The organism is Nonomuraea sp. NPDC049269, from assembly GCF_043197155.1.
Taxonomy (GTDB): domain Bacteria; phylum Actinomycetota; class Actinomycetes; order Streptosporangiales; family Streptosporangiaceae; genus Nonomuraea.
Map to the genome: position 1 here is coordinate 49,088 of NZ_JBICSO010000010.1, position 21,719 is coordinate 70,806.

The following is a 21,719-nucleotide window of genomic DNA, read 5'->3' on the forward strand; positions in this document are numbered from 1 at the left end:
CTCAATCACCGGTTGTGCCGGACGGCTTCGGCTGGAGGAAACCGGCGCTCTCCCCGCCGTCTACCGGGATCGCCACGCCGTTCACGTAACTCGCCTCGTCGCCGAGCAGCCAGGCGATCACGTTGGCGACCTCTTCGGGCCGGCCGAGCCGGGCTGCGGGGATCTGCGCTGTCACGGCTGCGCGCAAGCCGTCGTCGGCCTGCACTCTCGCCATCATCCTCGTGGCGATCTGCCCCGGGCAGACGGCGTTGAAGCGGATGACGTGGCCGAGTTCCAGGGCGAGCGACCTGGTCAGAGCGATGATCGCGGCCTTGGTGGCGCTGTAGACGGACAGATCCTCCGCGCCGACGAGGCCGGCCACGGAGGCCACGCTCACCACAGCACCGTGTCCGGCGCTCAGCCCCTCCAAACAGGCCTGGGTGAAGGAGAAGACGCTGCGGAGATTGACATCGTGGAGTCGCTGCCACGTCGCCTTGTCGCAGTCGGCGAAGCGGACGCGGGCGGTCTGACCCGCGTTGTTCACCAGAGCATGGAGCCGCCCCTGGCCGATCTCCAGGGCTCTGTCGACGACCCGCTGGACATCCGTGGGCGAGCGCACGTCGCAGGGCACGAACTCGGCGCCCGGCACTTTCGCGGTCACCTGGGGCCCGGCATCGGCATCAACGTCGGCCACGACGACGCGGAAGCCGTCGCCGGAGAGCCGTTGTGCGCAGGCCAGACCGATGCCGTTGGCGCCGCCAGTGACGACGGCCACCCGTGCACGGCCGTCCATCAGTCGTTCCCGGGCTTCAACAGCGACAACAGCCGGCCGGCCACCAGGTCAGAGCCGGGGATCGCGGCCCTCTGCAGCCCCGGCGCGGCGGGGATCCGCAGGTCATCGGTCGCGACACGCAGCGGCGGCGCCGACAGCGGGACGCCACGCTCGACGACGCGGGCGACGATCTCCGCGCCGAACCCGCCGGTGAGATTCGCCTCGTGGATCACGGCCAGCCGGCCGGTACGGGAGACGCTCTCCGTGACGGTGTCGGTGTCGAAGGGATTGAGCCAGCGGGCGTCGATCACCTCGATGTCGATGCCGTCGCCCTCCAGGGCATGGGCGGCCTCCAGAACGGTGTGCAGCATAGGCCCCCAGGTCACCACGGAGATGTCGGAGCCCGGCCGGACGATGCGCGCGCCGCCGATCGGCGACCGGGGTGCGTCGAGGTCCACCGTGTCCTTCAGCGAGTGATAGAGCGCCCGGCTCTCGATGACGACGACGGGATCGTCGCACTCGATCGCGGCCAGCAGCAGGTCGTGGGCGTCCTGCGGGGTGGCGGGCAGGCATACCCGCAGGCCCGGGATGTGCGCGAACAACGCCTCCACGCACTGGGAGTGCTGGGCGCAGGAGCCGGGGGTCGCGCCTTGTTGGGTGCGGATGGTCATCGGCGCCTTCAGGCGGCCGCGGGAAACGTACCGGACATTGGCCGCCTGGTTGATCAACTGGTCGAACGCGACGAAGGCGAAGTCCGCCCACATGATCTCGACGATGGGACGCAGCCCCATCATGGCGGCGCCCACGGCTCCGCCAAGGATGGCGGACTCGGAAATCGGTGTGTCGAAAACCCGGTCGCCGAACTCCCGGCGCAGGCGACGGGTCACTCCGTGAACGCCTCCCGGCAGGGCGACGTCCTCGCCGAACAGCAGGGTCTTGGGGTCTTCGGCCAGAGCGCGACGCAGCGCGGCGTTGATGGCCTGGGCATAGGTGATCTCACCCATAGAGGTGCTCCTTCACAGCAGTGGGGTCGGCCGGCGGCGCCGCCAGGGCCGCGGTCGCGGCCGCGGCGACTTCGGCGCGGACTCGGGTCTCGATTCCGGCGAGTTCGTGTTCAGAGACGCCGTCGGCGCGCAGGGTCGCGGACAGGACGATGATCGGCTCCTTGGCCCGGGCTTGCTCCACCTCATCGTGTGGCCGGTACACCTGCGCGTCTCCGATGTAGTGGCCGACCAGGCGCTGAGTGAGAGCCTCGATGAGTACCGGCCCTTGGCCGGCCCTGCAGGTGGCGACCGCCTCGGAGATGGTCTCTCGGACGGCGTTGACGTCGTTTCCGTCGATTCGCGATGCCCGCATGCCGTATGCGGCGGCCCGCGAGACGAGGTCGTCGCGGCGCACCATCGCGGCGATCGGCGTGAGCTCGGAATAGCGGTTGTTCTCGACCAGGAAGACGACGGGCAGGTCGAAGGCGCTGGCCATGTTCATGGCCTCGTGAACCGCGCCCTGGTTCATCGCTCCATCACCGAACACGGTGAGTGCGACGCGTCCGGAGTCGTCGTATCTGGCAGCCAGCGCGGCGCCCATCGCGATGGGGGCTCCAGCTCCCACGATCGAGTTCTCGCCGTAGAACCCGTGATCCGGATCCGACAGGTACGCTGAGCCGGCCCGGCCGCCGTTGGTGCCGGTCTCGCAGCCCAGGAGTTCGGCGAACAGCGCTACCGGATCGGTACCGCAGGCCAGCGCCCAGCCGTGGCCGCGGTAGGTGGCGAACACGGCGTCGCGGGTCAGGTCGAGCGCCGCACAGGCGCCGACCGGTATGGCTTCCTGGCCGATGCACAGATGGACGGAACCGACGATCTTCTCCTCGATCCGCATCCGGGTGACTTCTTCTTCGAAGCATCGGATCCGCCACATGTTCGTCAGATCGGCTAGTGCTGCTTCGGTAGGGAGAGAGGACAAGTCGTCCACCTTTCATGGGTTGGTCCTACAGTGCGGTCGCAGCCACACCAGGCCGCCGAAACGGGATGCCGTGTGGCGATGCCTAGGAGCGAGCCGTCGTCGCTCATGACGTGGACTCGACGAGCGCATCGCCAGGCAGGCCGGCCACCGGCACGCTCTGCGCGGGTACGATCACCCCGTCGCCGACTCTCCAGCACAGCGTCACCCGGTCACCAGGCATGGCGGAGGACTCCGCTCCGGCTGGTTCGCGCGCGCTTCCCGTCGTACCGGCGTCGGTCCGGAATGCCACTTTGCGATACGAACCCTGGTAAACGATGTGGGTGACGGTGGCGGTCATCGCGTTGACGTCGTGCTCGACGGCGACGTCCCCGACTGTCAGACGGATCCGTTCGGGGCGCACCACGACGACGCCGGCCGTGCCTACGAGCCCCGCGCTGCCGTCATCCGTCAGCACCTCGAATCCTTCACCGACGAGGGACACGCGTCCGCGCCGTTCGGTGATCATCCCGTGGAACACGTTGGACTCTCCCAGGAACTCCGCGGCGAACAGAGAAGCAGGGTGTGCGTACAGTTCCTGCGCAGTGCCGACCTGCTCGATCCGGCCGCCCTCGAAGACCGCGATGCGGTCGGACAGGGCAAGCGCCTCCTCCTGGTCATGGGTGACGAAAACGAAAGTGATCCCCAGCTCGCGGTGCATACGGGCGATCTCGCCCTGGAGTTGCTCCCGCAGCTTCTTGTCCAGCGCGCCAAGCGGCTCATCCATGAGCAGCACGTGGGGTTCGAAGACGACGGCGCGGGCCAGGGCCACCCGCTGTGCCTGGCCACCCGAGATCTGACCGGGCAACCTGTCGCGCAGGTGCGCCAAACCGACAAGATCGAGCACGTCGTCCACGCGCCGCTGGATGTCACGCTTGCGCATCTTGCGCTGCTGGAGGGGGAAAGCGACGTTCTGTGCGATCGTCATGTGCGGGAACAGCGCATAGTGCTGAAAGACCATGCCGAGACCGCGCTTGTACGGCGGCAGAGACGCCACGCTCACGCCGTCGATGAGGATGTCCCCGGCGGTGAGCTGTTCGAACCCGGCGATCATGTTGAGCGTGGTCGACTTGCCCGAACCACTGGGGCCAAGCAGCGTGATGAACTCGCCGGCGGCGATCTCCAAGCAGACATCGTTCACTACTGGTGGCTGGTGCTCCGTATACCGTTTGGTAACGCTGGAGAGCCGAATAGCGGCCCCTCGCATGTCGGTCATTGGGGAGCCCTCCGTTTCAGGAAGTCAGGAAGGAGGATGAGCGCGGTGGTAACGACGAGGATCACCGTCGATCCCGCGGCGATGGTGGGGTCGACGTCAGAGGTAACGCTGGTGAACATCTGAACCGGCAGCGTGCGCAGGTGCGGGGACTGCAGGTACAGCGAGATGACCGCTTCGTCGAAGGAGGTGACGAACGCGAACACCGCTCCGGACATCACGCCCGGCGCGATCAACGGCAACGTGACGAGCCGGAAGGTGGCCAGCGGCGAAGCTCCAAGGCTCGCCGCCGCACGCTCCAGCCGAGGATCGAGGGTACGCAGACCAGCGCTCACGGTGATCACGACGAACGGCAGGGCCAGCACGACATGGGCGAGTACGAGGCCTTCCACCGTGCCCACGAGGCCCCATCGAAGGAACGCCGTATAGATCGCCAGAGCGACGATGACGTTCGGCACGATCATGGGCGCCAGAAGGAACCCCTGAAGGACGGCTACTCCACGACGGCGGCTTCGCGTGATCGCGAATGACGCCAGTGTTCCGATGATCGTTGCCATCAGCGTGACCATGACGGCGACTCTCAGCGAGGCCAGCAGTGGTTCCCTCCACGCCGGGTCGGTGAAGAACCGCTCGTAGTAGTGCAGCGACCAGCCGCGCGGCGGAAACTCGAAACTGTCCTTGTCGGTGAAGCTCAGAGGCACCACGACGAGGACCGGCGCGATGAGGAACGATCCGACCAGGACGCTGAACAGCCGCAGCGCCGGATTCACGTGCCGATTGACGCCCATCAACGCTCCCCCCTCGTCGACATGCCGAGGGCGGCACTCGGTGGGAGGAAGCGCGAGACCAGGGCCAACAGCAGGAGCGTGAGCAGGAACAGCACCGTGGCGAGGGCTCCGCCCGCGCCGAAGTCCAGCAGTTGGGTGATCCGCACCGTCATCAACTGGGAGACCATCGACTCGCTTGGCGAGCCGAGCATCGCCGGCGTGACGTAGAAGCCCAGCGCGAGGATGTACACCATCATCGCGCCCGCCACGACCCCCGGCATGGAAAGCGGCAGGTAAACGCGGCGGAATGCGGTAAGCGGCCGCGCGCCCAAGCCGATAGCCGCGTCGAGGAGGCGTCGATCGATGGTTCGCAGCGTGCCGTACAAGGGCAGGGTCATGAAGGGCAGCAGCACTTGCGTCATCCCGATCGTCACGCCGGCCTCTGTCCCGGCGAGTTCCAGCGGCCCGAGCCCGACCATCGCAAGCAGGTCGTTGATGGGTCCGTTGTCCTGAAGCAGGACGATCCAGGCGAACGTCCGTGCCATGAGACTCGTCCAGAACGGCAGCAGCACCAGGGCGACCATCACCGAACGGGCACGTCGACCGACCAATGTCATGAGGTAGGCGTACGGATATGCCAACAGCAGCGTGACCAGCGTGACGATGGTGGCCATGCGCAGGGTCCGCAGCAAGACCAGCAGGCTGACCCCGTCGGTGAGCAGCCGATGATAGTTCTCGAGCCCGAGAGACGGATCAGCGAAGCTCAGCCAAATGAGGGCCGCCACCGGATAGGCGAAGACAGTGGCAAGAAGACAAACCGCGGGCACGACGAGAAGAACGCCGTACCAGGGCCTGGCGCTCAGCCACAGCAGACGGCGTACAGGCCGTTCAGGTGCTGAAGCGGACATGATGGGAGTGGACGAAATGGGCATGACGCCCCTACCTCCGAAACGTGACTTCTTCGCGTTTTGGCTTCACAGGCACCGCCGGGTCCGACCTCCTGAGCGGGCGGACCCGACGGGCGACTCAGCGGGAGATCCAGGCCGTCCACTTCTGCGTGGCGGTGTCCAGGTTCTGCGCCCACCACGACATGTCCCGCAGGAAACCGGTTCCCTTGTCCTGACCGAGTGGCAGGTATTGCCGTGTCACCTCGTCCGACGGCAGCTTCGCGTCGGGGTGAATCGGCGCGTAGGCGATGTGCTCGGTCAGCGTGGCCTGAGCCGCGGGAGTGATCGCGTGCGCGATGAACTTCATCGCCTCGGCCTTGTGCGCCGTTCCCTTCGGTACCACGAGCACGTCCCAGTAGAACATCGGCTGGTTCCACACCGGCGCGATCTTCGCGCCGTTGTGCGCAGCCTGACTCGCTCTGCCCGGCCATGCGAGCACCATGTCGACCTGCGCGGTCTCCATCGCCTGCTGTTGCTCCGCACCGGTGGTGAAGAACTTCAGATCGTTTCTGATGGTGTCGAGCTTGCGGAGGGCCCGCGTGTAGTCGATCGGATAGAGCTTGTCCGTCGGCACGCCGTCGGCGACGAGCGCGATCTCCAGACCGCCCTCCTTGGCGTCGTTCATCATCCCGCGCTTACCGGGAAACTTCTTGGTATCGAAGAAGTCTCGCCAGGACGCGGGTGGGTTCTGGCCGAACTTCTCGGTGTTGTAGACCAAAAGAAAGGCCGACTTCATGTCGGGGATCCCGCAGTCCGACACAAGCTTCTTGTCGATCCTCGAGACGTCGACGACGGTCAGGTCGATCTTCTCGACGTACCGCCCGCAGTTGGCGATCGCGTAGAACGGATCGGCCTCGGCCACGTCCCAGGTGACGCGGCCGCTGTCGACCATGGCCTTGAGCTTGGCGTAGGTCACCGGCTGATCCTCGACGACCTTGATGCCGGAGGACGCGGCGAACGGCTTGACGAACGCCTCCCGCTGGGCGGCCTGATACGCGCCGCCGGTCCCGACGAAGACAACCGATCGGTCGGTGGCCGCCGGGCCGGTTCCGCCGCCGCACCCGGCGAGCAGCACGACGGCCGCCAAGAACGCAGTGGCGCGTGGAATGATTTTGATCATGACTGTACTCCGTCGGTGCATGTGCATGGGAGGCGGCCGGTCCGCCTAAACCTGCCGTTTCATGTGAACAGGCAGGCTGACGAGGTGAACATCAGATGGATTCACCGTGGATCCGGCGGACTCTTTTCACCAGAAAGCGTCAGCCGAATTTCGACTATCTCAAAATGAATCATCTATCCCACCATCGCCCCGGCTCCGCGATCTTGCCTCGCACGGCCGCCTTCAGCTTTCAGCCCGCCCACATCGACGGTAGGAGGCAGACCAAGTACGGGAGAAAGGGACAGTGGGCTGCTGAACTGCTTGTCGGGGGGGTGTTCCGTCGCTACGGTTTCGGCGTCTGAACGCCGGGATCGAGGCGAGGGACGGCCTGAGATGACGTGGATCGAGCGGACCGCTTATCCGTAGTTCAAGCGGCTGACGTCGGCGCGGGTGCTGCACGTGTTCTTCACGCCCTCGCCGGAAGAGGTGGACTGGGCCGAAAACGCACCGGCAGCCCGAATCGTGCTTCGCGCTGGTGCTGGCGTTGAAGTGCTTCCAGAAGATGGCGCGGTTTCCGTCCCCGGACGAGATTCCCGAGGTGGTGATCGACCACGTTCGGGCCTGGACCTGCCCGAGGACGTCGGGCCGGACCATGGCTCCTCCGGCAGCGCGAAGGTGCATCGCAAGCTGGTGCGCCAGCGTCAAGGCGTGAAGTACGACGCGGGCCGGGCCCGGGCGATCGCCGCGGTGGCGATCCGGAAGGCGGCCCAGGCCAAGAACAACCCGGCGGACCTGATCAACGTGGCGATCGAGGAGTTGCTCCGGCTCCGGCTGGAACTGCTCGGGTACACGACGCTGGAGAACCTGGCCACCAGCATCCGCGTGGACGCGCTCGGCTACACCGACGCGTGGCTGGACGGCATCGCACCGCCGAAGATCGCCGACTTCGCTGGGGAGGCCGACGCCCAGAACACCGACTACTTGTCGCGCTACGAGGCGGTCAAGCAGGTGGCGTTGCTGGCGTGCCTGACGCACACCGCCCGGATGCGGGCGCGCGACGACCTGGCCGAGATGCTGTGCAAGCGGATGGCCTCCCACGTCAAACGGGCGCAGCGCAGCGCAGGCGCCGAGCCAGGAGAACCAGGCGGGGGACGTGTTGCACCGGCCGGCGTCGTCGGCCAGCCGCATGGGGCCGCCGAAGTAGCCGTGCGGCGGGCTGGTGGACTTCCAGCTCGGCGCGAGCGGCATCAGGTCGCCGAGCCGGTCCGGCCTGGTGACGAGCCAGGCCGCGCCACGCGGGCACAGCATCCACTTGTAGCCGTGCACGGCCAGGTAATCGGGACGCACGGTCGCCGGGTCGAAGCGCAGCGCGCCCAGCGACTGCGTCAGGTTGACGAACAGTCGCGCGCCCACCCGATCGGTCGCCTCCCGCAGGCTGGCCAGGTCGAGCCGCTGCCCTTCCCTGCTGGTCACCTCGCTGACGGCGAGGAGCACGGTGCCGTGGTCCAGCGCGGCGATCAGGTCCTCCACCCGGGTCGCGCCGTCGCGGGCCGGGACGGCAACCACGTCGTGCTGTGCCAGCCACGGGAACAGGTTGCTGCGGAACTCCTCGGCCGCCACTACGACTCGGCCGCGCGGCAGGGATCCGGCGACCGTGGCGGCGGCCTCGGCGAGTGAGCCGAGCGTCGAGATCGTGGCGGGGTCGGCCCCGACCAGCGGGGCGAACAGGGTGCGGGGAAGAGTCCGCGGAAGTCCTCCGGGCTCATCGACGCGGCAGGGCGGCCACGCCCTCGATCTCGACGGTCAGCTCCGGGGCGGCCAGGGCCGTGACCACGGCGAGCGAATGGGCGGGCCAGTCGCCGCCGGGGTACCACTTCGCGAACGTCTCCGCCCGCGCCGCGCGGCAGCCTTCGACGTGTTCGGCGCCCGCGACCAGGGTGAACAGCTTCACCACATGGTGTGGCCCCGCGCCGAGCGAGTCGAGCAGCCGCTCGATGTTGGCGAAGATCTGCCGCGTCTGCGTCTCGGCGTCCGGGCCCGCGAGCGTGCCGTCCGGCAGCGCGCCCACCTGGCCGGAGATCATCACCAGCTCGTGGCCGGCCGGTACGGAGGCGAGGTGGCTGTACTGGCCGATCGGAGGGGCCAGCGTGTCGGGGTTCCAGCGGCGGATCATCGGTGAGCTCCTCCTCGGAGACCGGGTTTGAGACATGAGCACGCTAGGCAAGTGTGACCTGCCATTTCACGTGTCCGCATACTGAATTTCAGATAGTCGAAAAACGGTTTCATTCTGATGCGGTGCAGCGAGGCGACAGCGCACAGTAAACGGCCAAAGGGAGGTGACCGGATGCCACCGCAACCGAGCAACGCCGAGGTGCTGGCCCAGGTGGAGGCGCTGGCCGAGGACATGCTGGAGCTGCTGTCCGCGAGCGTCCGCCAGGCCAGCGAGAGCGGCTGGGAGGACCGGGTGACCGGCCTGTACGCGGAGTGGTTCGCACGCCGGGGCTGGCCGGTCATCCGGCAGCCGATCGCGTCGACCGGGCTGGCGGACGGCGAACCGCGGGCCGAGTGGAGGGAGAACCTCATCGCCTGGTTTCGCGGCCGCCGCGGGCGGCCTTGCATGGTGCTCAACGGCCACCTCGACGTCGTGCCCGCGGGCGATGAGCAGGCGTGGACGCATCCGCCGTACGCCGGGGTCCGTGCCGACGGCCGGGTGTACGGACGGGGCTCTGTAGACATGAAAGGCGGCATCGCAGCCGGCCTGTACGCGCTGGCCGCGCTGGAGGACCTCGGCGTCGAGCCGAACATCGACGTGGCCATCGAGCTTGTCGTCGCCGAGGAGACCACCGGCGTGGGCACCCGGGCAGCGGCCCTGGAGGTCCCGGATCCGGTCGCAGCCCTGATCCTGGAACCCACCGGCGGCGCGATCGTGCCGATCAGCACGAGCCTGCAGTTCTTCACCGTGGAGGTCACCGGGCGCTCCGCGCACACCTCGGCGCCGTGGCGCGGGGTGGACGCCTTCGAACGGCTGATCTAGGTGCGTGAGTCCCTGGTCGAGCTCGGCCGCAAACGGGGCGAGGGCTACCGGCATCCGCTGTTCGCGGACGTGCCGACCGCGATCCCCTTCGCCATCGGCACCGCGAGCGCGGGGAACTGGCGGGCGGCAGTCCCCGACCATGCCACGATGTCCGGCCGGATCGGGGTCGCGCCGGGCGAGCCGGTGGCGGCGGTGCGCGGCGAGTTCCAGCGCGTCCTCGACCAGGTCGCCGCCACCGACGACTGGCTGCGCGCGCACCCGCCGACCGTGCGCTGGGACGGCGAGGGCAGGACCGGGTGGGAGACGCCCGTCGAGCACGAGCTGATCGTCTCGCTCCGAGACGCGCACCGAGTTCGTCGAGGAGGACGCGGTGGTGCAGGCCGCGGGAGTGCTCGCCCTCGCCCTGCGAGATCTGACAGGGCGAGACCTGCCGGGGCGGCGGGCATGAGCGAGAAGACCGTGGCCTCCGCCGACGGCACTGCCACCGCGAAGGTGCTCAGCCGCCAGCTCGGCATCAAGCTCGGCACCTGCTACCACCTGCTGCGCACCTTGCTGGCCAGCGGCTACGTGGTGCGCCTGCCCGGCGGCCGGTACGACGTCGGCCACCGCGCGGCGTCGCTAAACAGGCACCTCCAGCGCAGGTCGGGACCGTCACCGGAGCTCGCGGTGATCCTGACCCGGCTGCACAACATGACGCACGAGACGTCCTACATCTCCGGCTGGCACCACGGGACGCTGACGCTGCAGCAGTACATCTCCGGGCTGCACGCGGTCAGCGTCGGCAATCTCGACGTGGGCTACACCGGGCACATGCACGCCCGTGCCTCCTGCAAGGCGGTGCTCGCCTTCCTACCCGAGGAGCAGGTGGCGGCGATGTTCAAGGGAGTGGAGCTCGCGGCGGTCACCCCGCGCACAATCGTCGACTACGACCACCTCACCGTCGAGTTGGCCCGGGTGCGCAGGCAGTCTGAGCCCGCCTACCCTCCGGATCCCCGGGACGCCCGGCCCCGGGGATCCGGCGCGCCGCGTCAGCGTTCGCTGGAGGCCGCGCGGTAGTGCAGGTCCTGCACGTACGGGGTCGCACTGATCGCGTACGGCGAGACCACCTTTGCCACGACGGCCGAACTCCTGGTGACCGTTGCCGAAGCGGTGCCCGCCTTCAGCGGGAACGTCTTGGCGGACACCCCCGCGGGCGCGTCGTAGGTCTGCGTCGTGCCGCCGATCGTGATGGACACCTTGCCCGCCGCGGTGAGCATGGTGAGCACCTCGACGGTGTCGCGGGCCGCGCTGCTGCCAGCGCGCAGCTTCATCAGCTTGGTCTGCGCGTACGACGGCTCGGCCAAGACCGGCTGGACCCGGTGGGTCAGGTACGCCGTGTCATTGGTGATCTTCGGGCAGCCGAGCTTATAGCAGGTCAGGTAATAGGCGTTGATGTCCAGATAGGTCCAGCCGGCGTTCCTGGAGGGGGCGAACTGGGTGTTCTCCGAGTAGTCGTTCCAGGTGGTGAGCTGCACCCACTCCGCCTTGCCGTCGATGGCCCCCTTCCAGGTGGCCCGCAGGTTCTCGGTGTTGCCCGCCTCGTCGAACACGCTCTGGTTGGGACGCTCGTCCTGGACGGACTCCGGCTGCATCCAGATCTTGCCCATGCCGTGGGCGCGGTCGATGTTCGTCTTCAGGCCGGCGTTGGCCGCGGGACTGCGGCTGCCCCAGTTCGAGAAGCCGTAGCTGATGGAGGCGAAGGCGTCGCGGTGCTTGTTGAAGTCGACGAACGTGGGCACCAGGGCGACCTTGATGTCGTGCTGCGTCTCCATGGTCTTCATCCAGTCCGACCACCAGGCGGCGGTGCGGCCTTCGGCCTTGAAGGGCGCGACGACGAGGCGGCCGTCGGCGAGCCGGTAGACCGACTTCGACGCGGCGAGCTTGGCCATGGCGGTGGCGAAGGCGGAGCTGTCCACCGAGGCCAGACCGTTCATGTCGGGCATGAGCACGATCTTGAAGCCGGCATCCACGGCCTCGGCCGCCTTGACGAGGTTCTGCACCCGGGTCCACTGCGCGCTGGTCACGGAGAGGATGTCGACGGTGAAGCCGTCGATCGGATAGGGGCTGAAGTAGTGCGCGAACACCTTCTTGGCCGATGCCCGCAGTGCCGCCGTGCCTGGCAGGGTGAAGGGCAGCGACCCGTCGGTCTGTTCGTTCCCGGTGCCCCCGGTGCCATCCGTGTAGGTGACCGTGAGTTTCGGTCCCCGGTTCCCGGTCTCGCGCGAGGACATCAGGACGGTCGTGGTGGCGTCGGTCCCGGTGAGGGCGAACGCGTACGTACCGTCACCCTGGACGGCCGAGGAGACATCCAGCTTGGCCGCCTGGCCGGTGGTGAAGCCGGTGTGCGAGTCGATGACCGGCGCGGTCAGGGCCGGACGGGTGTTCCAGGTGGTGGCGGCCTCCCGCCACCGGGCGGGCGGAGACGGTGCTGTCCGTCGTTCTGGCCGAGACCACGTCCAGCGTGACCTTGACGTCCTCGGCGTCCTGCGGGATGCCGGTGACCTTGAAGCGGGTCAGGGCGGCGCGCTGCCCGGCGGTGGCGCTGCCGCACGCGGTGCCGCAGACGCTCATCCAGGTTGCGGTCGCGAAGCTCTTGGCCGGCTCGGCCTGGCTGACGAACACGTCCTCCGCCGCGGCGAACGTCACGCTGACGGGGGCGACGGCGGACGCCTGCGCAGGGGCCACAGCGGCTGTCGCCAGCGTGGCGATGCCAGCCACCGCCGCCAGCAGCGTCCGATATCGGTTGACCATGAAACTCCCTTGGATCACGATACGGCTTCGCCTCGGCGGAGCTATCTTGCACATCAAAGATGGATCACTTTCGGGCCTGGGCGATGAGGGTCACCGTCGACATGAATTCAGGCCTCGACGATCACCAGTTCGAGGTGATCGTCACCATGGCTGGCGCCGGTCCCTGCACGAGCAGGTCAGCGAACCCTCGATGCCCGCCTTGGTCGTCGAAGATGGCCTGGATCGCGGCGTTCCGTCCGTGTCCCCCACTTGCCCCGCATTCCGCTTGGCCAGCACCCTGGGCGCTGGCCGCTCCAACGGGTGATGGTTACCGGGTCACGACGGCCGGATGCGGTAGGCCCGGATGACCGTCTGCTCCACCGTGTTGCCCGCCCCGTCCACCGCCCGGGCGCGCAGCGACACGAACCCGTCGCCGGCCGGGTGGCGCAGGACGGCCGCCGACCCGTGGACCTCGGCCTTGGTCCAGGTGGCGCCGTCGTCGTAGGAGACCTCCGCCGAGAGCCGCTTGACGGGGCGAGCGGTGCTTCCCTCCAACGGCTGAACGGTCACCGGCACGGTGAAGCGCCGTCCGGACGGGGCGGAGTTCTCGGCGTCGAGGGCGGGGCTGAAGCGTACGATCGACACGGGCAGTCGCGCGGGCGTGTCGCCCGCGACGTGCCCGGACCGGAACGTCCACACCCCAGACACACGGGTGGACAGCGTCGCGGGTGCTCCCCGCTCGCTCTCGACGACGAGACGGTAGGCGGCCTCCCGCGCGGGCACGGTGAAGCTCGTCCTGGTCTCCGGCTGCTCGCCGACGAGGGTGCCGTCGCGGTAGAGGGCGGTGCGCTGCGTGGATCGGGTGGAGGAGCCGAGCGATCCTCTGCCGTCGCCGTACATGAGCAGGTCGGTCGAGATGACGTCGCCGGTGCGGCTGACGCCGTTCAGGTTTTCCGCGCCCGCCCAGGGCAGCGCGGGCGAGAAGACGCCGCGGTTCCACAGCTCCGTGTATGTCCTCCCGGATCGGTAGACCGTGAAGGGCGAGTCGAAGCGGTTGAGCCGGCCGTCGGAGCCGTACTCGAACAGGTGACGCTGCCAGCGGATGCCGTCGTCGGTGTTGACGTACTCGACCTGTTTGAACGGCGTGCCGAACGTGGTGGGCGAGAGGAAGGTGAAGACGGCGCCGTCGCGCGGCCAGGCGCCCCTGTAGGCGCGGGCCTCCGCGTCGGGTAGGTGGCGGGCGTAGTCGGTCTGGATGGCGGCCAGGTCCTGCTGCGCCACGCGCCGCTCGAATCCGTTGACCATGCCCCCAGAGTGGAACCAGGCCAGGCTGTAGGCGTACGGGCTGCCGGTCCGGGCGGCGGCCCACAGCCCGGCGACCTTGGTGCGTACGCCCGGATAGGCGTGGGCGGGGCCGAGCTGAGCGGTGTACCTCCCCTCGTAGGAGCTGCCGAGCCAGCCCCAGGCCCGCGACGTCCCGTCGTCCATCTGGTACTGGTAGACCATCTCGGACTGCAGCGAGACGGCGTCCGCTCGGGGAAGCGTCAGCGAGATCGGCCGGCCCAGCCGCGCGTCGGCGTCCAGGGTCTGCGACCGGTTCAGGTCGAGGCCCGGGTGGACGAGGAGCGTCTTGGTCTGCTCGTCGAGGATGGTGGTCCTGACCAGCCATCTGCCCTTGGGCAGCCGCACGGTGACCGGCCCCTCGGGGTTCTCCACGTCGATCGGCGTCTGAGCGGCGTCCATGGGGTACAGGGTTGCGAAGACGTCGGTGGCCGGACCGCCGTTCCTTCCGGTGAACTTGAGGGTGAGGTCGTAGCTCTCCTTCTCCTTGTCGACCCCGACCGGCGTGCTGAGGACCAGGTCACCGTCGCCGGTGGCGACGACGTGCCCGCTGAGGAGGCCGTCGGGCCCGCCGGCGCGAGTGTCGGAGGTGGCGACGGCCTCCGCCTGCCCGCCCGCGGGGACGGTCAGCGTCGCGGGTGCGACGCTGAAGGCCTTGTCGCCCCGCGCCTCCAGGCGCAGGGTCACCGGCTGCTGCTGGTGGTTGCGATAGACGATCTTCTTGCTGGCCGGCTGGTCGTCATCGTGCGGCCACGCCTGCTGTCCGAAGCTCAGCGCGGACGGCTCGACCGTCACGGCCTGGCGCGTGCCGCGGTCGGCGTCTACGAGCCCCGCGCCCTGCGCGAAGACCCCGATCCCCGGCAGCGGCCGGGCGGCAGCCATGAGGGCCGCCTTGAGCAGGTCGCCCTTCCAGTCGGGATGTGCCCCGGCCAGCAGCGCCGCGACGCCGGTGACGTGCGGCGTGGCCATGGAGGTGCCGGACATGGCGACGTAGGAGCCGTCGCCTGGGCTGTCCTTGCCGCGGGCCGCGGTGATGTCCACGCCGGGGGCGGTGATGTCCGGCTTGAGGCCGTCGTCACCGGCGCGCGGCCCGCGGCTGGCGAACTCGGCCTGCGCGCCGGACTTGCTGACGGCGCCGACCTGCAGCGCGGCGTCGGCGGTGCCGGGTGAGATGAGCGTGCGATCGGCGCCGTAGTTGCCGGCCGCCGCAACGAACAGGGTGCCGTAGCGCTCGCTGAGCGTCTGTACGGCCTCCTCCAGCGGGTCGGTTCCGGGGGTGTCGGGGCCACCGAGGCTCATGTTGACGACTCTCGCGCCTTGCTCGGCCGCCCATTGCATGCCCGCCAAGATGGCCGAGTCCGCGCAATAGGTCGACTCGCACACCTTGCCGTCCAGCAGCGTCACGCCGGGCGCGACACCACGGTATCTGCCATCCGATGCGGCGCCGCTGCCCGCGATGGTGGAGGCCACGTGGGTGCCGTGGCCGATCACGTCGCGCTCGTCCTGGATCTCAGTGAAGTCGGCCCGCGCCGCGACCCGCCCGGCGAGGTCGGGGTGGGTGGCGTTGATCCCGGTGTCGAGCACCGCCACCTTGACGCCGGCGCCGGTGTGCCCGCGCTCCCACGCCTGCGGCGCGCCGACCTGCTTGACGCTCACGTCCAGCGTGATCCGTCGGCGCCCGTCGAGCCAGATCTTGCCCGTCCCGCTAGCGAGTGCCTGCCACGTCCGTGTGGCCTCGCCCTGGCGCTGCCGTACGGCGAAGCCGCGCACCGCGGCCAGCGACCTGTACCCGCTCATCGCGCGGACGGCCGGTGCGGGACCGGAGGCGCCGGTCACGAGCAGAGGAAGATCCTTGCGGCTGTCGTCGTATCCGAGCTCCAGCAGTCCGGTCACGTCGAACAGCCGGGGATCCAACCGTCCGGCCCGCACCAGGGGCGCAGCGTCGTCGGGTAAGACGCGCAGCCGTCCCCGCACCACGTCGGTGAGGAAGGTGACCTGCTCCCTGCCCTCGCCCGGCTCGACCGCCGCGCTCGTGGGGCCGGTCACGGTCACCTTGTCGCCGGTGACCAGCGTGACCGTCCGCACGCTGGTCACCGGCTGGTCGCCGGCCGCCGCGACGGCCTGTGACGGGGCGGCCGGCTCCGCGGCCGCTTGTGGCAGGGCGGCCGACTGGACGGTCATGGCCGCGGCGAGCACGGCGACACCAGCCCACCTTGTCGTTCTTTGCACTCAGTTCTCCGATCATCAGGGAGATATCACTACGTAGTGGGCTGATTAGGTTTAGTTCCACGGCATGTCAGGAACGTCCGCAGGACAGCGGAGACCGGGGCCGGGGTCAGGCGCGTTGCGCACCCCCGTTCTCACGCATCCATTCCGGGGCGAACGCCAAGGCCCACATCCGCATCGTCGCCAGCGACACACCGGCCCAGAACCCACTCCCGCAGACTGCATCGTGTCTAGTGCGGCCAGTGCCGCCAACGCGCGCTCGCTGCAGAACAGCCGGGCGGGTCCCTCAGCCGTGGGTGTTTCAGCCGCGGGCGGGGCCGGTTCGCTCTGGTTCGGGGACCACGGGGGGCAGCGTGTCGGTCCACTCGGAAACTCGGACCGTGGTCGTCCCCTCCTTGTAGATCTTGCCGTCCTTGCCACTGTGGTAGCTGCGGCTGACGACGAGCGAGGTTTCCGGGTCGATGATGACCTTCAGGTCCACGCCGAGGTCGGAGATCTCCAGGCCGTCGCCGGCGCGGCCCAGGTCGTCCTTCATGGTGCCGATGCTCTTCACGATGGGAATCGTGGCCAGCGCCCGGAAGGCCGCGGCGCGAACCTCCGGTGGAGCCGGCAAGTCGCCCAGCAGGTTGACCAGGGAGTTGGCCACGAACCACTCGCGTGCGGCGGGATCCGCATCGCCATCGCCGTTGTCGACCTTGTCGGCGATCCACGCCTTCAGCGCCTTCGGATCGGTCGGCAGCTTCTCAATCTGGGAGAAGCTGACGTGGTTGTCGGCCAGGGAGAACGTCTTGGGGCCCTTGGCCGCGTAGACGGTGTCGCCCTCGTCGGAGGGCACCCATGCCTGCCCGTCGCGCCTGACCCAGCTTTCGGAGGACTTCGTGGGAAGTGTCTTCTTCCCGGCGCGCACGCTGTGGTCGGCCTTGATATGCCAGTAGGTCCCTGAGCCGGACCTGTTCTGCGCGGTGGAGGCGGCCGCGAGCAGGATCTGAGTGCTGGACAGTTGCGCCGGCACCGCCGACGCACTGTGAGGCGTCCCGTTCGGCGAACCGGTGGTCACCGCCACAGGCGTTCCGCTGGTGGTGATTACCACGGCCACAGCTGCGGCCGCGGCCGCCGTGAGGCCCATACCTCCGGTCAGCCAAACGAAGCTCCTGCGCCTCGGTCGTGCCTGGGCGTTTTGGAGCCGGAGCCGCCCTTCGCGTACGACGGTGTCGGAGGGATCGGGCTTGTGCAGCATCTTGCTGATCATCTCCAGTTCGTTCATGGTTCGATGTCCTTCAGTTCGATGCGGAGCTTCTTTCGGGCCCGGCTGAGCCGGGAGCCGACGGTGCCGTACGAGATCCGCAGGCTCTGTGCGATCTCCTCATGGCTGAGCTGGCCGAGCGCCATCAGCAGCAGCACGTCCCGCTCGCCTCGGGTCAGCTTCATCAGCGCCTTCGCCAGCTGAGGCTGCAGTAGTTGGGCGCTGACCGCGCTGACCACCTGGGTCTCGTGGCTGTCGGCATCCCGTTCCGCCCCCACGCGAGCCAGGGCTCGGTAGTGGCGGGCCTCCTTGCTGCGGTGCCGCGCCACGAGGTTGGTGGCGATCCCGAACAGCCAGGGGCGCAGGCCGCCACGCTTGGGGTCGAACTTCTCTCTTCCGCGGAGAGCGACGAGGAAGGTTTCGGCGGCCAGGTCGTCGGCGGCCTGTACGTCCAGCCGTCCGGCGATGTACCGGTAGATGTCTCGGAAGTGCCGGTCGTAGACGGCCGAGAAAACGGCGGGATCACGACCGGCCTGGGCGGCGAGCTGGGCATCTATGACGTCCTCGACCGCGCCTGGTCCAGGGGTCACGTGTGGGTCTCCGTCATGCGGGCACCTCTCGGGATCGGCGATACTCACCTGAACTTCTTCCAACCGCCCGATCGCTTTCCCGCATGGTGCCGTACGGTCCGACGCTCACCGTGGCTCAGGTCTCCGGGCCGGCGGACCGGATATCGGGTCAGCGGTTGCGGGCGCTGGTCTTTTGACGGCCTTCGCGAGCGTGCTGTCGTGACGCCGGTGCAGTCTCGGCGGAGGGAAACATCAAGAGATGAACCGCTCCGACTTTGATGGAGACTCCGCTGAAGCCGGGACGCTTCAGGTGTATTGGCGGCCGGCGTCGGAGTGATGAACCAGGCCCGGCGGGGCGTCCGGTGCGGCCTGGACCCCCGGGTCGACGCGGTCGTGCCCACCACCGGCAACCGCGACCGTGAGCTCGCGGCGGCGATTTCCGAGCTGAAACTCGTCAAGGACGAGTGGGAGATCGCCCAATTGCAGGACGCGATCGACGCCACCGTCCGCGGCTTCGAGGACGTCGCCCGTGTGGTGCCGGCCGACCGCGGCGTGTCCGAGCGCCTCATCGAAGGCGTCTTCGGCTTGCGCGCCCGCCACGACGGCAACGACGTCGGATACGGCTCGATCGTCTGTGCCGGCCCGCACGCCACGATCTTGTGCTGGAAGCGCAACGACGGCCTCACCGTGCCCGGCCAGTTGCTGCTGATGGACATGGGCATAGAGAACAACCACCTCTACACCGCCGACGTGACGCGCACCCTGCCCGTCTCTGGAACCTTCTCCCCGCTCCAACGCGAGGTCTACGACATCGTCTACGCTTCCCATCAGGCCGGTATGGAGGCCATCAAACCAGGCGTGAAGGTCGCCGACGTTCACCTCACCTGCATGCGTGTGCTCGCAGAGGGACTGGCTGAGCTGGGCGTGCTGCGGGTAAGCGCCGACGAGGCGATGGATCCCGCCTCCATGCTCTACCGGCGCTGGACGCTGCACAGCTTCGGCCACATGCTCGGCATCGACGTACACGACTGCGCCGCAGCCCGCCCGGACCACTACCGCGAGGGCGAACTCAGCGCAGGCAACGTGCTGACCGTCGAACCAGGGTTGTACTTCCAGCCCGAGGACGACATGGTGCCGGCCGAACTGCGCGGGGTCGGCATCCGGCTGGAGGACGACATCCTGGTCACTGCCGAGGGCGCGGTCAACCTCTCTGTCGGCCTGCCACGGCGGGCCGAGGAGGTGGAGGCCTGGCTCGCCACCCAGCGGGACGCCGGCCCGCGACTGCCCTGAACCCCGCCGCCACATCATGACGACGAATGTGAACAGGAATGCCATGCCGATACCAGTGGACGTGGCCCGCGCCCGCCATGCTTATCTTGGGTTCTCGGCCCCTTATCGCAGGTCAGAGCGAGATGATCTTGTCAGGCAGGTAAGGCACGGTGCTGAACCGGGCAGCCATAAGACGTCGTCTCATTTGGCGAGTCGGCGGTTGCAAATGACGGCGGCGGCGATGGCGACGACCGGGTAAGTGCCCGGCTCGCCGCTTGAGGCGACGGCGGAGCCAACGACAGTCCCTGACTGTTCTCCCCTCAGTCGGCCAGGTAGGAGATCGAGCGAACCTCGTAGCCGGCGTTCCTGGAGCCGCGTACGTGCATCGGCATCGCGCTGCCCTCATAGGAGTAGGCGCACGAGTAGCCCTGCGGTTCCTTGCTGCAGCCCTGGAAGAAGTGGGTGGCGCCGCGCGGGCCGTAGGTGACCTTGAACAGTTTCTGCACCGTGGTGGAGGTGGCGACCTCGATGCCGCTGTACTCGTCGCCGCGCTTCCAGGCGGCGAAGAGATGCTTGGCCACGGTGGGCGGCTCGGTGATGTGCCGCGACAGGTAGACCTTGCTGACCTTCGAGTCGATGACCACCATCGCGATGCCGTCAAGCCCGCCGGGCACGCGCACGCTTGTGTGCACGAACCGGCACACGTTGCTGGAGCAGCCGTCGAAGCGATCGGGTGCGCGGTAGACGTAAGTGAAGATCGTCTTGACCGCAGCGGGGGTGGCCGGACTCGAGTTCGCCTGCCGCCGCTTCGCCGCCTGACGGTTCGCATCAAGCAGGCAGGACGAGGGACGGTCTTTCGAGCAGGCTTCTCAGCCCCGCGGGCTCAGGCCCGCCACGGCCAGCCGGAACAGCCGGTCCGCGCGGGCCGCCGGGTCAGGGTGGTGCTCCGTCGCGAGGACGACGCCGACGATCAGCGCGATCAGGTCGGCGACGGTGACGCCTTCCGCCACTGCCCCGTCCTGCACGGCGCGCTGCAGCAGGGGGTTCCCCGCCTCTGCCATCATCGCCGAGCAGGTGTTCTCGTGTACGGGGTCGGGCTCGGCCCCGTCGTAGGCCAGTGCCGCCGCCAGCCCTCGGGCCGCGACGCAGTAGGCGACGACGTCACTGAGCCATTCCAGGAGCGCATCGCGGCTGTCGCCCTTGTCTGTTAGCTCGCGGGCGCGGGTGGCCAGGGCCTCGATGCGTTGATGGGAGACCGCCTCCAGCAGCGCCCGGCGGGTCGGGAAGTGGCGGCGTACGGTGGCCGAGCCGACCCCCGCGATGCGCGCGATCTGTTCCAGGGAGGCGCCGGCCCCGTGCGCGGCGACCTCCTCCTCGGCCACGGTGAGGATGCGCGCGTAGTTGCGCCGGGCGTCCGCGCGCTGGCGGTCGGGCATGGGCGTCATCTCCAGGGTTGCTAAATGGCGGGGCCCGCCATATCTTATCGCACAGAAATCGGCGGCCCCCGCCGTTTATAGCCCTGAGGAGCACCATGTCTGCAGATTCCGCACCCGTCCTGGTCACCGGCGCCACCGGCAGGCAGGGCGGCGCCACCGCTCGTGCCCTGCTCGCTGCAGGCGTTTCCGTACGCGCTCTGGTGCGTTACCCCGACACCGAGCGAGCCAAGGCCGTCGAGGCGCTAGGCGCCGATCTGGTCACCGGTGATCTCCACGATCGCGATTCGGTGGTGCGGGCCGCCAAGGGTGTCCGCGCCGTCTTCTCTGTTCAGATGCCCGCCATGGCCGCCAAAGGTTTCGATTTCGATGGAGAGGTGGCCCAGGCCGTCAACCTCATCGAGGGCGCGCAGGCTGCGGGAGTGCCGCAGTTCGTACACACGTCCACCAGTGGCGCCGGTCAGCACACCGAGGCTCCTGGCTGGATCGCAGGCCGCTGGGGCTCATTGGACGCCAGTCTGGGAGCCAAGAGCACGATCCAGGACCGGGTTCGCGCGGCCGGCTTCTCCCGCTGGACGATCCTCAAGCCGGGTTTCTTCATGGATAACTTCCTGCCGTCCATGGCTTTCCTGTTCCCGCGGGGTGTTGAAGGAGGTCTGGTGAGCGTCGTGAAGCCGGACACCCGGCTGTCCCTCGTCGCGGTGGACGACATCGGCAGCGCAGCCGCCGCAGCCATCGCCGAGCCGGAGCGGTTCCACGGGGTCGAGCTGGAGCTGGCGAGCGACTATCTGTCGATGACGGAGGTCGCCGAGGTTCTCTCCCGCGCGCTGGGCACGCACCTGTCCGCGCCGGACATGACCGAGGAGCAGGCACTCGCCGCCGGAATGCCGGCGATGGGCGCCTCACACGAGTGGATGAACATAGCCGGCCAGCCGGCCCGCCCGCAGTACGCCAGGGACCTCGGCCTTTCGCTCACCAGCTTCGAGGAATGGGCTCGGCAGCACCTGCGGCCCGCGGCTTGACACAGAGGGGGCGGCCGGCTGCTCGGCGTCATCCCGGACCT

Annotated in this window: 19 protein-coding genes and 2 pseudogenes; 5 read left to right on the forward strand and 16 right to left on the reverse strand. The window is 68.6% G+C overall.

Going from position 1 to position 21,719, the window contains the following annotated elements; genetic code table 11:
* Position 1: 1 nt before the first annotated feature.
* The 7 genes from ACGFNP_RS46490 to ACGFNP_RS46520 all read right to left on the reverse strand — a co-directional run bounded on the left by ACGFNP_RS46490 (position 2) and on the right by ACGFNP_RS46520 (position 6,793).
* Complete coding sequence (locus ACGFNP_RS46490; protein WP_358341684.1) at positions 2-772, reverse strand: SDR family NAD(P)-dependent oxidoreductase; 771 nt, start codon at positions 770-772, stop codon at positions 2-4.
* The gene (locus tag ACGFNP_RS46495; RefSeq protein ID WP_358341681.1) at positions 772-1,755 is read right to left on the reverse strand and encodes a transketolase C-terminal domain-containing protein; all 984 of its coding nucleotides are present in this window, start codon (positions 1,753-1,755) and stop codon (positions 772-774) included. The genes ACGFNP_RS46490 and ACGFNP_RS46495 overlap by 1 nt, the downstream gene beginning before the upstream one ends.
* Complete coding sequence (locus ACGFNP_RS46500; protein ID WP_358341712.1) at positions 1,748-2,665, reverse strand: thiamine pyrophosphate-dependent dehydrogenase E1 component subunit alpha; 918 nt, start codon at positions 2,663-2,665, stop codon at positions 1,748-1,750. Before ACGFNP_RS46500 ends, ACGFNP_RS46495 begins: the two co-directional genes overlap by 8 nt.
* 148 nt (positions 2,666-2,813) lie before the next feature.
* The gene (locus ACGFNP_RS46505) at positions 2,814-3,872 is read right to left on the reverse strand and encodes an ABC transporter ATP-binding protein (protein ID WP_393329419.1); all 1,059 of its coding nucleotides are present in this window, start codon (positions 3,870-3,872) and stop codon (positions 2,814-2,816) included.
* An 86-nt stretch (positions 3,873-3,958) separates the two neighbouring features.
* Positions 3,959-4,747, reverse strand: a complete 789-nt coding sequence (locus ACGFNP_RS46510) for an ABC transporter permease (RefSeq protein WP_393329421.1) — start codon at positions 4,745-4,747, stop codon at positions 3,959-3,961.
* Positions 4,747-5,634: an ABC transporter permease gene (locus tag ACGFNP_RS46515; RefSeq protein WP_393329423.1), complete on the reverse strand. Its 888-nt coding sequence runs from the start codon at positions 5,632-5,634 to the stop codon at positions 4,747-4,749. The genes ACGFNP_RS46510 and ACGFNP_RS46515 overlap by 1 nt, the downstream gene beginning before the upstream one ends.
* Positions 5,635-5,752: 118 nt before the next feature.
* Positions 5,753-6,793, reverse strand: a complete 1,041-nt coding sequence (locus tag ACGFNP_RS46520) for an ABC transporter substrate-binding protein (RefSeq protein ID WP_358341670.1) — start codon at positions 6,791-6,793, stop codon at positions 5,753-5,755.
* Positions 6,794-7,447: 654 nt separating this feature from the next.
* Between ACGFNP_RS46520 and ACGFNP_RS46525 the strand changes: the two are divergent.
* Positions 7,448-7,636, forward strand: a pseudogene (locus ACGFNP_RS46525) (DUF4158 domain-containing protein); the annotation flags it as partial.
* 426 nt (positions 7,637-8,062) lie between these two features.
* Here the strand turns inward: ACGFNP_RS46525 and ACGFNP_RS46530 are convergent.
* Both ACGFNP_RS46530 and ACGFNP_RS46535 read right to left on the reverse strand, forming a co-directional pair.
* Positions 8,063-8,500: pseudogene (locus ACGFNP_RS46530) on the reverse strand (aminotransferase class V-fold PLP-dependent enzyme); the annotation flags it as partial.
* 34 nt (positions 8,501-8,534) lie between these two features.
* Entirely contained in the window at positions 8,535-8,945 is a 411-nt protein-coding gene (locus ACGFNP_RS46535) for a RidA family protein (RefSeq protein ID WP_393329425.1), read from the reverse strand.
* Between the two features lie 171 nt (positions 8,946-9,116).
* Here ACGFNP_RS46535 and ACGFNP_RS46540 point away from each other — a divergent pair, with 171 nt between their 5' ends.
* Both ACGFNP_RS46540 and ACGFNP_RS46545 read left to right on the forward strand, forming a co-directional pair.
* Positions 9,117-9,806, forward strand: a complete 690-nt coding sequence (locus tag ACGFNP_RS46540) for a M20 family metallopeptidase (RefSeq protein WP_393329426.1) — start codon at positions 9,117-9,119, stop codon at positions 9,804-9,806.
* Positions 9,807-10,862, forward strand: coding sequence for an IclR family transcriptional regulator C-terminal domain-containing protein (locus ACGFNP_RS46545; RefSeq protein ID WP_393329428.1), 1,056 nt, complete (start codon positions 9,807-9,809; stop codon positions 10,860-10,862).
* On the opposite strand, the gene ACGFNP_RS46550 is transcribed toward ACGFNP_RS46545, so the two are convergent.
* The 5 genes from ACGFNP_RS46550 to ACGFNP_RS46570 form a co-directional block, all read right to left on the reverse strand.
* Positions 10,835-12,076: a glycoside hydrolase family 71 protein gene (locus ACGFNP_RS46550; protein ID WP_393329430.1), complete on the reverse strand. Its 1,242-nt coding sequence runs from the start codon at positions 12,074-12,076 to the stop codon at positions 10,835-10,837. The genes ACGFNP_RS46545 and ACGFNP_RS46550 overlap by 28 nt on opposite strands.
* A 52-nt stretch (positions 12,077-12,128) precedes the next feature.
* Positions 12,129-12,596, reverse strand: a complete 468-nt coding sequence (locus tag ACGFNP_RS46555; RefSeq protein ID WP_358341656.1) for a hypothetical protein — start codon at positions 12,594-12,596, stop codon at positions 12,129-12,131.
* A gap of 315 nt (positions 12,597-12,911) precedes the next feature.
* The gene (locus tag ACGFNP_RS46560) at positions 12,912-16,145 is read right to left on the reverse strand and encodes a S8 family serine peptidase (protein ID WP_393329432.1); all 3,234 of its coding nucleotides are present in this window, start codon (positions 16,143-16,145) and stop codon (positions 12,912-12,914) included.
* A 298-nt stretch (positions 16,146-16,443) separates the two neighbouring features.
* Entirely contained in the window at positions 16,444-17,406 is a 963-nt protein-coding gene (locus ACGFNP_RS46565) for a CU044_5270 family protein (protein ID WP_393329434.1), read from the reverse strand.
* Positions 17,403-17,975, reverse strand: coding sequence for an RNA polymerase sigma factor (locus ACGFNP_RS46570; protein WP_358341647.1), 573 nt, complete (start codon positions 17,973-17,975; stop codon positions 17,403-17,405). The genes ACGFNP_RS46565 and ACGFNP_RS46570 overlap by 4 nt, the downstream gene beginning before the upstream one ends.
* A gap of 315 nt (positions 17,976-18,290) precedes the next feature.
* Here ACGFNP_RS46570 and ACGFNP_RS46575 point away from each other — a divergent pair, with 315 nt between their 5' ends.
* Positions 18,291-19,244: a M24 family metallopeptidase gene (locus ACGFNP_RS46575; RefSeq protein ID WP_393329436.1), complete on the forward strand. Its 954-nt coding sequence runs from the start codon at positions 18,291-18,293 to the stop codon at positions 19,242-19,244.
* Between the two features lie 299 nt (positions 19,245-19,543).
* On the opposite strand, the gene ACGFNP_RS46580 is transcribed toward ACGFNP_RS46575, so the two are convergent.
* Entirely contained in the window at positions 19,544-19,915 is a 372-nt protein-coding gene (locus ACGFNP_RS46580) for a hypothetical protein (protein WP_393329438.1), read from the reverse strand.
* A 177-nt stretch (positions 19,916-20,092) separates the two neighbouring features.
* Positions 20,093-20,659, reverse strand: coding sequence for a TetR/AcrR family transcriptional regulator (locus ACGFNP_RS46585; RefSeq protein WP_358341638.1), 567 nt, complete (start codon positions 20,657-20,659; stop codon positions 20,093-20,095).
* 95 nt (positions 20,660-20,754) lie between these two features.
* Here ACGFNP_RS46585 and ACGFNP_RS46590 point away from each other — a divergent pair, with 95 nt between their 5' ends.
* Complete coding sequence (locus tag ACGFNP_RS46590; protein ID WP_358341635.1) at positions 20,755-21,678, forward strand: NmrA family NAD(P)-binding protein; 924 nt, start codon at positions 20,755-20,757, stop codon at positions 21,676-21,678.
* Positions 21,679-21,719 lie beyond the last annotated feature (41 nt).

Bases quoted from the DNA above. Each gene is read 5' to 3' on its own strand.
- ACGFNP_RS46510 (WP_393329421.1), bottom strand. From the start codon at position 4,747: ATGGGCGTCAATCGGCACGTGAATCCGGCGCTGCGGCTGTTCAGCGTC.
- ACGFNP_RS46535 (WP_393329425.1), bottom strand. From the start codon at position 8,945: ATGATCCGCCGCTGGAACCCCGACACGCTGGCCCCTCCGATCGGCCAG.
- ACGFNP_RS46555 (WP_358341656.1), bottom strand. From the start codon at position 12,596: ATGGTCAACCGATATCGGACGCTGCTGGCGGCGGTGGCTGGCATCGCC.
- ACGFNP_RS46565 (WP_393329434.1), bottom strand. From the start codon at position 17,406: ATGAACGAACTGGAGATGATCAGCAAGATGCTGCACAAGCCCGATCCC.
- ACGFNP_RS46540 (WP_393329426.1), top strand. From the start codon at position 9,117: ATGCCACCGCAACCGAGCAACGCCGAGGTGCTGGCCCAGGTGGAGGCG.
- ACGFNP_RS46590 (WP_358341635.1), top strand. From the start codon at position 20,755: ATGTCTGCAGATTCCGCACCCGTCCTGGTCACCGGCGCCACCGGCAGG.
- ACGFNP_RS46520 (WP_358341670.1), bottom strand. From the start codon at position 6,793: ATGATCAAAATCATTCCACGCGCCACTGCGTTCTTGGCGGCCGTCGTG.
- ACGFNP_RS46490 (WP_358341684.1), bottom strand. From the start codon at position 772: ATGGACGGCCGTGCACGGGTGGCCGTCGTCACTGGCGGCGCCAACGGC.
- ACGFNP_RS46550 (WP_393329430.1), bottom strand. From the start codon at position 12,076: ATGTCCTCGCGCGAGACCGGGAACCGGGGACCGAAACTCACGGTCACC.
- ACGFNP_RS46575 (WP_393329436.1), top strand. From the start codon at position 18,291: ATGAACCAGGCCCGGCGGGGCGTCCGGTGCGGCCTGGACCCCCGGGTC.
- ACGFNP_RS46585 (WP_358341638.1), bottom strand. From the start codon at position 20,659: ATGCCCGACCGCCAGCGCGCGGACGCCCGGCGCAACTACGCGCGCATC.
- ACGFNP_RS46500 (WP_358341712.1), bottom strand. From the start codon at position 2,665: ATGTGGCGGATCCGATGCTTCGAAGAAGAAGTCACCCGGATGCGGATC.
- ACGFNP_RS46495 (WP_358341681.1), bottom strand. From the start codon at position 1,755: ATGGGTGAGATCACCTATGCCCAGGCCATCAACGCCGCGCTGCGTCGC.
- ACGFNP_RS46515 (WP_393329423.1), bottom strand. From the start codon at position 5,634: ATGTCCGCTTCAGCACCTGAACGGCCTGTACGCCGTCTGCTGTGGCTG.